5 protein-coding genes are annotated in these 15,050 nt (G+C 58.9%); all 5 read right to left on the bottom strand.

Annotated features, from left to right (window positions below):
- Positions 1 to 315: 315 nt before the first annotated feature.
- Genes C4S74_RS18475 through C4S74_RS18455 form a run of 5 tightly spaced genes read right to left on the bottom strand, consistent with a single transcriptional unit; the run spans position 316 to position 15,036 of the window.
- On the bottom strand, positions 316 to 1,704 hold the full coding sequence (locus C4S74_RS18475) for a M20/M25/M40 family metallo-hydrolase (RefSeq protein ID WP_103996762.1): 1,389 nt from the start codon (positions 1,702 to 1,704) through the stop codon (positions 316 to 318).
- A 14-nt stretch (positions 1,705 to 1,718) separates the two neighbouring features.
- Positions 1,719 to 2,996 (bottom strand): ACP S-malonyltransferase, encoded by a 1,278-nt coding sequence (gene fabD / locus C4S74_RS18470; RefSeq protein ID WP_103996761.1) that lies wholly within the window; start codon positions 2,994 to 2,996, stop codon positions 1,719 to 1,721.
- A 21-nt stretch (positions 2,997 to 3,017) separates the two neighbouring features.
- On the bottom strand, positions 3,018 to 3,734 hold the full coding sequence (locus C4S74_RS18465) for a thioesterase II family protein (RefSeq protein WP_103996760.1): 717 nt from the start codon (positions 3,732 to 3,734) through the stop codon (positions 3,018 to 3,020).
- 40 nt (positions 3,735 to 3,774) lie between these two features.
- On the bottom strand, positions 3,775 to 4,746 hold the full coding sequence (locus C4S74_RS18460; protein WP_103996759.1) for a hypothetical protein: 972 nt from the start codon (positions 4,744 to 4,746) through the stop codon (positions 3,775 to 3,777).
- A 33-nt stretch (positions 4,747 to 4,779) separates the two neighbouring features.
- Positions 4,780 to 15,036 carry a non-ribosomal peptide synthetase gene (locus tag C4S74_RS18455; RefSeq protein WP_103996758.1) on the bottom strand — a complete coding sequence of 3,419 codons (10,257 nt, stop codon included), beginning with the start codon at positions 15,034 to 15,036 and terminating at the stop codon, positions 4,780 to 4,782.
- Positions 15,037 to 15,050: the final 14 nt, after the last annotated feature.

Below are 15,050 nucleotides of genomic sequence, written 5' to 3'. Positions count from 1 at the left end.
GGTCACTCCGGCGATAAGTACTTTTACGATGGCTGATCCAATGATTACGCGGCTATTAAGAGTGCATGTTCTGTCGTCTTACGTACCCGGAATTGCGGTCTTGTTCCTAACACAAAAACACCTCCAAAGTTGACATTCACATCTCACGACGTGGAAGCCTTATCTTGAAGGTGTTTTTATTTGTCTCACAACAATATGGTAGGCATTCCCGAGCGAGAGTCACCCTGCACATGTGCTTTTTTTCTATGCACAACGCACAACTTGCATGTTCCTCGCATCGGTCAATCGTCGAGGCATGTGCACGGCAAGCTCGATCTAACCATCTGAGGACTGTGGCTGTGCTCCATACCGCTCGAGCACCCGGTAAATCGCATCCGTACCGAACCCGACGGCCTCTACGGGAATGCGTTCATCCGCCGCGTGAATCAGTTTGGTAAACTGCATGTCCTTGGGAAGCGGCATGGGCAGGAAACCGTAGGTCTGGATGCCGAGCCTGGCAAACAATCTTCCGTCCGTTCCTCCGGGCAGCAGCATCGGCACCGGAACGGCTTCCTCATCCGCTTCTTTCAGCACATCGGACAGCAAACCGAACATCCCCATGTCGGGAACCGCGGCGCATGGGTCATGCCGCAGAACTTCCAGCGCGATTGAATCAGGAATCGCGAATCGGCGCAGCTCGTCTATAAATTGCTGCGGAGTGACGCCCGGCAGCGTTCGGCCATCCAGTTCGACGGTAATCTCGCTTGGATGAACGTTGATTTTCTCGCCGCCGCGAACGACGGTCGCGCTGACCGTATTGCGCAGAAGCGGGGCGAACGTCCCGCCCTTTTCCCCCAGCAGCTTCAGGATAAGGCCGCCCAGCCGGGGGCGCAGCAGCCCTCTCAGCAGAAGCGCCGGCAGCAGCGGCAGCGCGGCGGCCATGCCTTCAATCATCAGCCGCGCCGCCGGTACCGTACGGATCGGCAGTTTGTTCCTGTTAAGCGATTGAAGCATATCCCCCAATTGCGCCATACAGTCGGCTCCCGGCTTGTCCATGGAGCCGTGCCCTCCGTCTCCCCGAATGGTCGCTTTAAGCCAACACAGCTGCTTCTCCGCCACCATAATCGGATAAAAGGTTTTCCCCAGCGCATGAAACGCGAAGCCGCCGAATTCGCCGAGCGCATACTTTACATCCGCAAAATAATCGGCATGCCGCTCGACCAGGAAGGAAGCCCCGTATTCGCCCCCCGCTTCCTCGTCGCTGACAATCGCCAGAATGAGATCGCCGCGCAGCGGCAGCTTGCGGACATGGGCGCGGAGGAAAGCGGATACGAGCATCGCCGCGCCGCCTTTCATATCAAGAGCGCCCCGCCCCCAGACAAAGCCATCCTCAATGTCGCCTCCAAACGGGTCGCGGCTCCAGGCTTGTTTGTCTGTGCCAACGACGTCAACATGCCCGTAAAGCAGCAGCGGAGGTGCTTCCCCGCTGCCCTTTAATCTGGCCAGCAGGTTGGGACGGGCCGGATCAAGCGCATAGGTCCGCGTCTCAATGCCCGCACTCTCAAGCAGTTGCCGGATATACAGGATGCATGCGGCTTCCTCGCCCGGCGGATTGGTTGTATTGAAGCGGATCAATGCCTGCAAAATCTCCACGGGTGACGGCAGTTCCGCGGAGCGCTCAACTCCATCCCGATCCAACTCGTCACTGGCAGGCCGGATACCCATGCCTCCGCTCCTTCCTATGATAGACTCCCCGCGTATGGCTGGCCGGCAGGAGAAACGCCCGGCAAGCGCAGGCCGAACTCACCCTGCAGTCTTGCAAGCCGCCGCTCTTGCTCTTCGGCGGTCGCGCCTTTGGTACGAAATACGGATTCCAGCATCGCGAGTGCTTGCCGGACATGCGCCTCCGCCGCTTGCTCTCCCGTCTCCCGCAGCCGTTCGACCAACTGCTGCACGCCGCGGTATGGCTTAGCAACGCCTTGTTCATATTCGGCCGCGTTCCAGTTGCGGTTGCGGACGCAAGTGGCGATAGCCAGACAACGATTCAGCAGTTCAATCGGATATGCGTCCGTTTGCCGGCTTGCGGCAGCCAGATGCGCCTCATCCTCCTTGTCGTCAAAAGCGAATACACGCATTCCACCCGGTGGAGCCAGCCGTTTCAACACATTGCCAGGTCCCAGTTCCACGGCAGCGGTCACGCCGATGCTCTTCTGAAATGCAAGAACCGCCGGCCAATTGACGGGGTCCGTCAGGCCCCTTGCCAGCATACCCGCGATTTCCGCCGTATTCCCGTAAGGCTGACCCGTCAAAGAGGAAACTACGGGAAAACTCATTTCTCCAAACGAGACGCGGCTCAGCACTCTGGCAAAATGTGCCGCAGCCGGGGCCATCAACGGGCTGTGGAACGGCGCGCTTACCTGCAGCTGTATGACTGCGGCCCCAAGGCCGGACAGTCTTTCGGACGCTTCATGGACGGCTTCTTTGTGGCCTGAAATCACCGTTTGCCGCTCCGAATTCATATTCGATACCACAACCATACGGCTTCCGTCCGCGCAGCCTGCGCTCGTTTCCAAGCATACTTCGGCGACAACATCAGGACTCGGCCCGTTCACGGCGGCCATCGCGCCGATCCCCGCAGCGGCCGCCTCTTGCATGAATTCGCCGCGGCTGCGTACAAGCCTGAGCGCATCCGGGAACGTTATGGCCCCCGCGCAGGTTAAAGCGGTAATCTCGCCCAGGCTGTGGCCGGCAGCCATCGCGGGTGCGTATCCCCATTCCCGGCTGTAGACGCGGAACATCGCCACGCCAACGGCAAGAATAGCGGGCTGGGCATTGTCTGTCCGCGTCAGCTCCGTCATCGGTCCCTCATACATCAGGCTGTCAAGGCGCATGCCCAGCGCTTCGTTCGCTTCCTCCATCGCCTTATTGAAGACCGCATACCGCTCGCTCAGCGCTTTTCCCATTCCGACGCGCTGCGAGCCCTGACCGGGAAACCATATCGTATGTTTGTTCAGCATCTACCATCACGCTCCTCAGGGTCAGATCGGGGCAGGCGCCTCGGTCAGCATTTTGTTTATCACCGTTACAATATCGGGCTCCCGCTCATGCAGGAAAAAATGCCCGCCTTCAAACAGCATCAGTTCGCAGCCTCTTGTCGCATAACGCTCCCATTCACCGAGCGGGCCTTTGACGCAGCTGTCGTCCTTGCCGCTCAAGATAGTGAGCCGGAGCGGCAGCGGAGGCCGCTTCACATGCTCGTATTCGCCGACAAGCTTAAAGTCGGCTCTTAGAATCGGCATAAACATATCCAGCAGCTCCCGATGCCTGAACAGCTCGTCCGGCATGCCGCCGAGCCGTTTCAGTTCGCCTAGAAACTCGTCATCCGGCAGCATGTGGATCGGGCGAGCCTCCTTCTGCTCGCAATGCGGCGCCCCTCTGCCGGAGAGGAAGACTGCCGCAGGCAGCGGGAATCCTTCTTCCCGCAGCGCATGCAGCACCTCATACCCGAGCAGGCTTCCCATGCTGTGGCCGAACAAAGCATACGAGTCGGAGCCAAGCGCCGTCTCCCGCACCAGCGGCAGCAAATCCCGGACGGCCTCCGCCGCGTCGGCATAGAACGGCTCGTCCATGCGGCTTCCCCTACCCGCCAGTTCGGCTGGCACCAGACGCACGCCAGGATGCAGCCGGTTCGTCCAGCGTTTGTACACTTGTGCGGAACCTCCTGCATACGGCAAACAAATTAAAGATATCGTCATAACGCCCGCCTCCCGGGTAACATGTTGACGCAAGCTGCCTTTACGCGCCGGCGGCAAGCGTGGTCCAGAAAGCTTTTTCCTTCGCAAACAAATCGGCCGCGAGCGCCAGCTCTCTGCCGCGTTCGAAGTCTCCCGTCACAAATCGGTCCTTCACCAGATCCCATCCGTCTTTCACTGCCCCAAGCTGACCGGACAGCGACTCATGCAGCGCTTCGCCGATCAGATTCTTCTCCCGCATGGAGCGGAGCAGCGACATGTTCGCGATATGCCGGTTGCAGATGATGTTGACGCCGACAAGGCCATAAGTCAAATGAGCCTGCTTTTTCTCCGGGTCGGAATCTACATTCCACATGCCCTCTAACGAGAACTCGTCAAGCTCCCTCGCCAGCCGCTCCGCATTTTCAACCACTTCAGACAGCTTCAGCTCGTAGGGCCGAATCTTTTCCTGCAGGTTGTATACGTAGAAGGCAGGCCCCAAATAGTCCGGGTTCACATTGTATTCCGAGTTGCCGTACGCCTTGAGCAGCCTTTCCTCCGGCACCTCGTGCTCCTCGTAGCCCGCAAGCGTATCGTCGATGACGTAGAAGACGCCGCGCTCCTTGTCGTATCCGTTAAACAGCGAATAATGATACCAATGGAATTTTTTCCAGGCCATGCTGCCCGGCAACCAGTCATACAGATCGACGTTTACACTCAAGCTGCGTCCGCCCGCAAGCATCGCCCTGATTTCATCCGGCACCGTTTCCTTGCTGCGGAAATGACCGGGCTCAATATAGCGGATCACCTGCGACAGCGGGAATCTGGCCGGATCGTCCATATAATACAGCGTGTCAATTGTCGGATAGCGGAAGTCCTTGTCTGTTGCGGCCTCCCAAGGATAATACCGGTAAATGTTCAAATACGCCGCATCCCTGTAGCTGGGCTCCTCCGACACCGCAATGGAAAACGCCTGGTTCAGCATGCAGTTCATCCAAAACTCGTTAAACGGTTTCCTTTTCATCGACAGCTTCATCGTTCGCCGCCCCCTTAAGCTCAGAATGGTGGTTCAAGCAAGCCTGCTTTCCGCAAGCACGGCACTGATTTTTTTCTTTGCTCCGTCTTCGACAAGCGCGCGTAAAATTGCCGTATAATCATTCCCCATCGCCCGGACGGTCTCTTCGCTGAAAAGACTTGTCGCATATTCCAGCGCAAAGCGGATCCCGCCGTCCCGCTCCGCCGCTTCAAGCGTCAAATCGAATTTGCTGACGCCCGGATCGAACTCCTTGGGGTCGAATTCAATGCCGCCCGAACGGTAAGCGACGCGGTCGATATTTTGCAAAATAAACATCGTATCGAACAGCGGATTGCGGCTGCGGTCCTGTTCGATTCCCAGCTTTTGCACCAGATCCTCGAACGGATAATTCTGATGCTCCAGCGCCCGCAGCACATCCTCATGCAGCTCCGTCAAATAGTCGCCGACTGTCCGGTACGATTCCGGGAAGCTGCGAATCGCGACCGTATTGACGAACATCCCGATCAGCGCTTCCAGCTGCGCATGATTGCGGCCTGCTACCGGCGTGCCGACGATGATATCCTCCTTACCGCTCCATTTGCTCAGCAGCATCGAATAAGCGCCGAGCATCACCGTATACAATGTCGTGCCGCGCTCACGCGCAAATGCCTTGATTTTGAGCGTCAGCTCCTCATCCAGTTTGAAGCCGATCAGACCGCCTTCGAAGTTTTGAAGTTCCGGTCTTGGCAAGGACGTCTTAAGCTCCAGCGTCGGCAGTTCCCCTTCGAACGCCTCCAGCCAGTAGCGCTCATGCCCCATATAGGTCTCGCTGCCGATTCGTTCTTCCTGCCATACCGAGTAGTCCCGGTACTGGATATCCAGCTCCGGAAGCACGCCGCCGCCGTACAAGGTGGTCAGTTCCTGCAGCAGGACGCTGACGGAGACGCCGTCGGTAATAATATGATGAAAATCCAGCAGCAGCAGATGGCGCTCCTCGCCAAGCGGAATCAATCCGGCCCGGAACAAGGGGAGGCTGCTGAGGTCAAACGGACGGATAAATCTCTCCATCAGCGTGCCGATGCCGCCGAACAACGCGTCGTCTCCACCTTCCGCGAGCAGCTTGCCCGCCGCCATTCTCAGCCGGGCGCCCCGCTCCAGCGTAAATACCGGCTCCGCGTGCACGCGCTGGAGGAACTCGTCCTCCTCGTGATGGAACGTCGTTCTAAGCGATTCATGGCGCCGCATCACCGCAAGGAAAGCTTCCTCCAGCCGCTCCACATCGAGCTTACCCTGCATATGCACGGCGAACGGCACATGGTACATCGTTGCCTCGTCCGAGATCAGCCCCATCATAAATTGGCGGCGCTGCGCTCTCGACATCGGGTAATGCTCGCGCTCCGGCTGCTTCGGAATACGTGCGGCCGCGACGGTTCCGCTAGTGTCCAGATGGGCCGCTAAACCTTCAAGCGTAGGATTCATAAATATATCGCGCAGCGGAATTTGAATGCTAAAGCGTTCCGCAATGCGGCTGATCATGCCCGCCGCTTTCAGCGAATGTCCGCCCAGTTCGAAAAAGCTGTCCTTCGCGCTGATCGCATCCGTACCGAGCAGCTCCTTCCAAATCTCCGCCAGCTTGCGCTCGGTATCCGTCGATAGCGGAACAAGCTCGCGTTTGCCCGCGTCGTCCAGCCCCGGCTTCGGCAGTGCCCTTCTGTCGATTTTGCCCGTCGGCGTAAGCGGAATCGCATCCAGAACGACCATGAAGGCCGGAACTATATAAGAAGGCAGCTTGTCCCCGAGATATTCGCGCAGCTCCCCGGTCAGCCGGCCTGATGGCACGGCTCCGTCCGGCTCCGCATCCGCTTCAGGGACGTTCTGCAAAACGACATACGCGCAAAGCGCATATTCCTCATCTTCTTCCTGAAACACGGTGACGACCGTTTCCTTCACCTGTTCATGGCGAAGCAGCACCTGTTCTATTTCACCGATTTCAATCCGGTGGCCCCTGATTTTCACCTGGAAATCCCGGCGCCCCGCGTAGACAAACTCCCCATTTTCAAGCCTGCGCCCAAGGTCGCCCGTCCGATACATGCGTTCGCCCGGCGCGTACGGATTCGACACAAAAGCGACATCCCATTCGGGATGGCTGAGATACCCGCGCCCGACGCCGGGCCCGCCGATGCAAATTTCGCCCGTGACGCCTGTCGGCTGCAGTTTCAGTCCTTCGTCAAGCACCATCATGATTGAACCTTCGATCGGCGTGCCGATCGAAATGTCCTCGCCTTCGGTCACTTCCCGGATAGAGGTCCACACCGTCGTCTCCGTCGGACCGTACAAATTAAACAATCTGGCTCCGGTAGCGGCGCGCAGCCTGCCGAGCACGTCGGCCGTCAGCGGCTCCGCCCCGATCATCAAGATGCTCAGCTTTTTCAGGCCGTCGGTTTCGCCTCGCTGATTCATCCACCATTTGAAGCGCGACGGCGTAATTTGCAGCACATCGACGCCGTGCGCGTCGATTAGGCCTTGAAGCAAGGCGGCGTCGCCCCGCTCCTCATCGCTCGCGAGTACAATCCGCATACCGAGCGTGAGCGGAAGCAGATTTTCAACGACAAAAATATCAAAGGAGACCGATGCCATCGCCAGGATGCTCTGGCCCTTCTCAAACGGAATCCGGTTCCGGAAACCGCCGATAAAATGTGCCAGCCCGCGATGCTCGATCATTACTCCTTTTGGACGCCCGGTCGAGCCAGACGTATACAGTACGTACGCCAACTGGTCCGGTTTATGGACATACTCCGGATTGCCTCTGTCCGCCGCATACAGCTCCGAATCGTCCAGATACCACTCGGCAGCGGCACTCGTTACGATTCCTGCATATGCTTTTTCCGTCAGAAGAAGCGCTTCGCCGCAATCCTCAAGCATCCAGTCGATCCTCTCTTTCGGGTAAGCGGGATCAATGGCGACATATGCGCCTCCGGTTTTCAGAACACCCAAAATAGCGACAAGCAGCAGCGGGCTGCGGGACGCCATCAGCGCGACAATGCGCTCGGGCCCCACACCCTTCGCCCGCAAGGAGTGGGCAAGCCGATTCGCGCGTTCGTTCAGCTCGGCGTACGTCACCGTTTCCGCGCCGAACTGAATTGCCGCCGCATCCGGTGTGCGAGCCGCCTGGCGTTCCACTTCCTGTACAAACCCCGTCCATTCCGCCGTTGTTTGCGCGGAAGCCGCTGCCGCGTCTCCTTGCCGGTCCGTCATGCCTTTCCCAGCTCCAATTTCCATCCTACCCTTGCTCCCCTCTATACTCGCCGCTTGTACCGGCATGCTTCTTCCCGCCAACAGAGCCAGCAATTGCTCCCGCTCGCTTTCACTCATCAGCTCAAGCTCGCCGACCGTGCGATCAAGCGATCCGCACATCTCCCGCAGGAGTACGGTATAGCTTTCCGCCATACGGCGCGCGGTTTCTTCATGAAACAAATCCGTTGCATACTCCAGCTGAAGCTCGATTTCCGCTTCCCGCTCCACCGCTTCCAAAGTCAGGTCGAACTTGCTTGTCCCCGAGTCGAACGGTATTTCTCCAAAGACAAGGCCGCCTGCTTCCATTGCCGCCCGGTCCATATTCTGCAAGACAAACATGGCGTCAAAAAGAGGATTGCGGCTTCTGTCACTATCTGCCTTCAGTCCTTCAACCAGTTCCTCGAAAGGATACGTCTGGCGTGAAAGCGCCTCTACGACATGGTTATGCAGCTCCGCCATATAGGCGCGTACTGTCTTGTCTCTTTCGGGCCTCGTCCGCAGCGCCAGCGTGTTGACGAACATGCCAATCATGCCATGTGTATCCGCATGATCCCTGCCGGCGGCAGGGGTGCCCACTATCACTTCGGCCTGCCCGCTGTATTTGGACAGCATCGCGGCAAAAGCGCCCAGCAGCACGGTATACAGCGTCGTCTTCGCTTCCCGCGCCAGCTTTCGCGCCTCCGCCGTTGTCCGCACGTCCAGCCGGAACGTATGGCGGCGGCCCTTATAGCTCGGCAGGGACGGCCGCGGCCGATCCGTCGGCAGCTCCAGCACAGAAAGCTTGCCTTCGAAGATGTCCATCCAGTACCGCTCATGCTCCGCATAAGCGGCGTTAGCAAATCCTGCTTCCTGCCACACCGCATAATCGCTGTACTGCACGCGCAGCTCCGGCAGCGCTTGTCCGGCATACAGCTGCGACAGCTCATTCACGAGCAAACCGGAGGATACGCCGTCCGTAATAATGTGATGAACATCCAGCAGCAGCAGATGATCATCCTCATTCAGCCGCAGCAGCCCCGCGCGTATAAGCGGCAGCTTGTCCAGATGGAACGGGCGCCGGAAAACTTCCATCAGCCTCGTTACCTCGGCGCCGTCCGGCACCCTTCCCCGCAGTGCTTCGTCCCCGATCATCGCTGCGCGTTCCAGCGTCTCCAGCTTGAATGCATACGGCGGATGAATTTTTTGTCTGAACTCGTCCTTTGTCATATGAAAGGTCGTCCGCAAGCTTTCGTGACGGCCGATCAGCGCCGTAAACGCGTTTTCCAGCCGGGCCGCATCCAGTCTGCCCTGCAAACGGAGCGCGAACGGCACATGATACATGGTGGCGTCCCCGGCCAGCATCTGCATCATATATTGGCGGCGCTGGGCGCGCGACATCGGATACCATTCGCGGCTTTCCGCCTTCGGGATCGGCTCGGCCGCCGCAGCGCTGACGTCCCGCTCCTTCAGCCAGGCAGCCATTTCCGCAATGGAAGTAAGCTCGAATATCACGCTGAGCGGAACCAGGGCGCCTGTTGCCTGCTGCAGCTTGCCCGCCAGCACGGCAGCCTTCAAGGAATGGCCGCCAAGCTCGAAAAAGTCTTCGTGAATACCGATTGGCCCGGCCGTATCGCCCAGCACTTCCTGCCAAATGGCGGCGACGCGCTCTTCCATCCCGTCTCGCGGCAGCTCCGGAATTCCCCGTTCCCGAAGCCCGAATTCCGGCTCCGGGAGGGCGCGCCGGTCCACTTTCCCGTTCGACGTTAGGGGTATCGCGTCAATCGCCGCGATATAGGCCGGTATCATTGCCTCCGGCAGCTTGTCTTTCAGCTTTCTCCGCCATTCCCGCGAAGAGAGCTTGTCCGAAGCGACCACATATGCGCACAGCTCCTTGTCGCCGCTTGCCTGTTCGCGGACGACCACAACCGCATCCTCTACATCGGGAAGGGAAATCAATTGCGAGCGGACCTCGTTCATTTCAATCCGCACGCCTCTGATTTTTACCTGTTGATCGGCCCGGTCCACATACATCGCGTTGCCGTCCGGCAGCCACTTTGCGATATCGCCGGTGCGATACATGAAGCAACCCTCGCGGTACGGATGCGGCAAAAAGCGTTCGGCTGTCATATCCGGTTTGTTCACATAACCGTCGGCAAGGCCGCTGCCGGCAATATACAACTCTCCGGCCGCACCGATAGGGGCAAGCTGGCCGCCATAGCCGAATATATAAATTTCGACATTATGCATAGGTCCGCCAATCGGCACATAGCCGCCGCGATAATCACCCGGCTTGTATGCGTACATATTGGAGCAAACCGTTGCCTCCGTCGGGCCGTAGCCGTTAATTATCCGAATCTCGGGATTCAGCTTCGTATACAGCTCCAGCGTTTCGTCTTTAATCGGCTCTACTCCAACGAGCATTTTGTCCAGCGTAATCGTAGAAGCCGATTGCTCCAGCAGCCGCGCAACCTCTTTCAGCAAAGACGGCGGCAAGTAAGCGAATGTAATCCGCTCTTCCGCAATCACCTCGGCAATCCGCCGCGGATCAAGCAGTTTCGGTTCCGGATATAGTACCGTGCAAGCCCCGAACATAAGCGGCATAAACAGCTCTGCTACGCTGACGTCAAACGAAATATTGGTCAGGCTTAGGCATCTGTCTCCCTCGCCGTACTTCCAGTCGAAAAACGTCCTGAGCGAATGTCCGAAATTGTAAAAGCTGCGGTGCGGCACGATGACGCCCTTCGGCTGACCCGTAGAACCGGAGGTATAAATGACATACATCGGATCGGCGGCGTCTTGGGGCCATACGGCGGCGGCATCGTTTTCGCCGGAAAACAGCGCCTCATCCGCAATGTCCAGCACCTGCAAGGAGGCCGGCACGACGGCCGCGGCTCCGGAACGCGCGCCGTCCGCAAATACCAGCTCCGCGCCGCTGTCCTCCAGCATATAGCGGATGCGCTCCTCGGGATAATGCGGATCCACCGGCATATAAGCGCCTCCGGCTTTCATAACGGCGAGCATAGCGCTCAGCATCGGAATGGAGCGCTCCGCCATGATGCCGACTATGCTGCCGCGTCCCACACCTTTGGCGCGCAGGGTTTGCGCCAGCGCATCGGTGCGGCGATCCAGTTCCCGATAGGTCATGGATTCATCGCCGCAAGATACGGCCGGCAAGTCGGGAACGGCTTCCGCCTGTTCCTTGAAGAGATCATGCAGACAGCGCGGCGGCGGAAAGTCCGCTTCGCGTCTGCCCAGCGCCAGCATATGCAGGCGTTCCTCCTCCGTCAGCATCTCCGCTTCGCCGAGCGCGGCGTCGGGACGAAGCGTCACGCTGCGCAGCAGCTGTACATAATGCCGCATGAACCGTTCGGCTGTAGCGCGGTGGAACAAATCGGCATTATATTCCACGACAAGCCGCAATTCCTCACCATTCTCCACAGCCTGAATCATCAAATCGTATTTGGCCGTGCCATGCTCAAAGCGCTGGTGGCGATACGTCAATCCCTCTGACGAAGCATTTGGAATTCCCAGGTTTTGCATGATAAACATCGTGTCAAACAGCGGACTCCGGCTGGCGTCCCTTCTGTCCATCCATTGCGCGATTTCTTCGAATGGATAATCGGCGTGGGCGTAAGCCCCGGTTGCCATCTCTTTCACTTCGGACAAAAAGGCTCTGAACGCCTTGTCCGCGCTCGGATAAGCGCGCAGCGCCAGCGTGCCGGTGAACATGCCTGCGATCGCTTCCAGCTCGCGCCTGTTCCTTCCCGCAATCGGCGTACCGACCGCGATGTCTTCGGCCCCCGTATAGTGGGCGAGGAAAGTGTAATACGCCGATAACAGCACCATAAACGGAGTCGCGCCCGATTCGGCGGCGAGGCTGCGCACGGCTGCCGTCAAACTCGCCTCGACGTATACGTCGAACGTTTCGCCGCGGTTTCCTTTGACAGGCGGCCGCGGGGCATCGGTCGGAAGCGAAAGAGTCGGCCAGTCTCCCCGGCATTGCTCGCGCCAATACCGCTCGGCGTCTCCGGAGAGCGGCCTGCTCTCCTGCCATACCGCGTAATCCTTGTATTGCAGCGTCAGCGGCGGCAGCGAACCCCCCTGATATAAAGTCATCAGGTCGGATAAGAGAATGCCCGCCGACATACCGTCGGATGCGATGTGATGCATATCAAGGAACAACATATGACGCTCCGGCCCCAGTTTCAGCAGGGCAGCGCGGAGCAGTGGAGCCTTATCGAGCCTGAACGGCCGGAACAAGCTTTGCAGTACGCCGTCCGCTTCCGCTTCATCGGCCTCCATGCGAATCAGGCGGAAAGGAACGGCTGCGTGAATGCGCTGCCTGATCTCTCCGTCGATGACATGGAAGGTGGTGCGAAGCGTCTCGTGACGCTCCACGATGGCTTGCAGGACGGCCTCCAGCCGGTCTGCATCGATAGCCCCGTCCAAATGCAGCAATTCGGGCAAATTATAGCTGCGATCATCCGGCATCGCCTGCTGCTGCAAATACATGCGTTTCTGCGGCGACGAAACCGGATAATGCTCTTGGGGGGCCGCCTTTGGAATCGGCTCCATTGTAATGCCGGATAAAGAGTGGGCCGCCTGGCCGGTCAACGGCCCGTCCTGGACGTCTGATCCGCCAACACTTATGGCTGCCGCTTGCCCGTCATGACCCTCGTCCGCCTTGTATCCGTAATTCTTAACGTCCGCCCCTTGACGATCGTGCCGGCCGTTCGTTCTTTGCGCTGACGCCGCGCCGCTTTCCCTGAGCCGCCGCTCGATCAGCGCCGTGAACGAAGGCAGATCCGCAAACCCCAGCAAATCCGCCGTCTGAATGCGGACGCCCGCAAGCTCGCTGAGCCGGTTTACAATTTTGAGTGCGATAATGGAATCACCGCCCAGCTCATAAAACCCGGCATCCGCAGGCAGTTCGTCATAACCGAGCAGCTCTCCCCAGACATTTGCGACATGCTGCTCCCATTCCAGGCCGGAGCGCTCCCCGGTTAACGCAACGCCGCGGCGGGGCTGGCTCGTTATCCCGCCGCTCCGCTCCAGCGCCGCTTGCCATCTGGCAAACGTTTCGTTCATTTCGTTTTGCAGCTCCTCGGGAATTTCTCCACTGACCGAGTATCCGTTCCAGGCCGCAAACGGCAGATAAAGCGCCGCTCCGGCGCGCGCCTCCTCCACCCAGCAGCGGTGAGAATCGAACGGATACGTCGGAAGCGGCAGCCGTCGGCGGCGTTGTCCTTGGTAGATCGCGTTCCAGTCGATCTCGTATCCGCCCACGAAACGCCGGCCCAGCTCCAGCGCGTCCATTTCCCGTTCGTTTGAAGCGGGCAGCTGCCGCATATTTCCGGCCGCGGCTGAATCGGACGTCCCGAAGCGGACGTTCGGCAGCGCAAGGCCGGTAAGGCCGCTTTCGGCTGCGGCATGCAAGGTTTGAAGCAGCTCTTCCCAGCCCCTTACCGCAATCACCAGGCGGTACCGGTGGGCTCCCCGGCCAACAGCCAAGGTGTAGCAAAGGTCAGCCAGGCTGCTGTTCTCATCGCCATGATGCTGCTGAGCCCAGTCCCGCATCAGCTGCACAAGCCGCTCCAGCGCAGTCATGCTGTGCGCGGACAAACAGAACAGCTCCGTTTTGTCCGAAGAGCCTGAAGGCATTCCTTCGGGAGCCTCCTCCAGTACAACGTGGCAATTGGTTCCGCTCATGCCGAACGCGCTTACTCCACATCTTCTTGCTTCGCCGTCCGTCTCCCAGGGCGTCAATTCGTCATTGACATAAACGGGCGAATCCACAAACGGAATGTTGCGGTTCGGCGAACGGTAATGAAGGGTTGGCGGAAGCTGCTTGTGGACAAGCGACAGGATCGCCTTGAGCAGACCTGCAATGCCGGCGGCATGGTCGAGATGGCCGATGTTTGTTTTCAGCGAACCGATGGCGCAAAATTGCCGTTTATCGGTATATCTCCTGAAGGCACGCGTCAGCCCGTCGATTTCGATCGGGTCGCCCAGTGAGGTTCCCGTGCCGTGCGCCTCCATGTACGTCACCGTTTCGGGATCAATGCCCGCATCCTGCCAGGCGCGCACAATGACGTCTTCCTGCGCGAGGGCGTTCGGGGCGGTAATTCCGACCGAGCTGCCGTCCTGATTCATCGCGCTGCCTTTGATAACGGCATAAATAGGATCGCCGTCCTCCTGCGCGCGGGACAACGGCTTCAGCACCAGCGCAATCACGCCGTCGCCGATGCCTGTTCCGTCCGCCGAGTCGTCGAACGTTCTGGCCCGGTTGTCGCTTGACTCGATGCCAAGCCTTATGCCGGTATCCAGTGGCAGTACATTAATTTTGACGCTGCCGGCAATTGCGGCCTCGCATTCGCCGCTGCGGATCGATTGGCATGCCAGATGGACCGCTGCCAGCGAGGAAGAGCAGGCGGTGTCCACGCTGATCGCCGGACCGCGCAAATTAAGCAAATACGAAATCCGGCTCGGTATCATGGAGCTCAGATTGCCGGGCGCTGCCATGGACAAGGCGTCCGGATCCAGCGTCTCGATGATTCGCTTGTAATCATGCAGCGCGTCTCCGTTATAGCCGATAAACACGCCGGTGCGCGAACCATGCAGCGCATCTCCGCCGTACCCCGCATTTTCAAGCGCCCCCCAGGCAGTCTGCAGGAACAGGCGCTGCGCGGGACTCATCAGTGAGGCTTCCTTGGGCGAAAGCCGGAAAAAAGAATAGTCAAAGCCTGAAATATCTTCGATATATGCCCCGTCAAAAAAGGAAACGGAGCCGTATTGCGCCTCCATGCGGCGCAAATACGGGTTCAATTCCTCCTTGCGGGAATCCGGAAACCCGCCTATCAGGTCCTTGCCGCTCCGCAGAAGTTCCCAGAAGGCTTCGTGCGATTCCGCGCGCGGCAGCTTGGCGGATATCCCGACAATCGCAATATCTTTGAGGGAAACATTGGAGACCGAGCCCCCGCTCCGTCCCTTCCGCCGGGAAGTGTCTTTTTTGGTATCCAGCAAATCCAGTTGAAACATGGCGCCCTTTCCTC

Origin of the sequence: Paenibacillus sp. UNC499MF, from assembly GCF_900107975.1 — a bacterium.
Lineage (GTDB): Bacteria > Bacillota > Bacilli > Paenibacillales > NBRC-103111 > Paenibacillus_F.
The sequence above is the reverse complement of the archived record's forward strand: the minus strand, read 5'-3'. Positions and strand labels throughout refer to the sequence as shown.

What these genes read in the sequence shown, in the direction of transcription:
- C4S74_RS18460 (WP_103996759.1), bottom strand. Translation starts at nt 4,746, where the DNA reads ATGAAGCTGTCGATGAAAAGGAAACCGTTTAACGAGTTTTGGATGAAC.
- fabD (WP_103996761.1), bottom strand. Translation starts at nt 2,996, where the DNA reads ATGCTGAACAAACATACGATATGGTTTCCCGGTCAGGGCTCGCAGCGC.
- C4S74_RS18475 (WP_103996762.1), bottom strand. Translation starts at nt 1,704, where the DNA reads ATGGGTATCCGGCCTGCCAGTGACGAGTTGGATCGGGATGGAGTTGAG.
- C4S74_RS18465 (WP_103996760.1), bottom strand. Translation starts at nt 3,734, where the DNA reads ATGACGATATCTTTAATTTGTTTGCCGTATGCAGGAGGTTCCGCACAA.
- C4S74_RS18455 (WP_103996758.1), bottom strand. Translation starts at nt 15,036, where the DNA reads ATGTTTCAACTGGATTTGCTGGATACCAAAAAAGACACTTCCCGGCGG.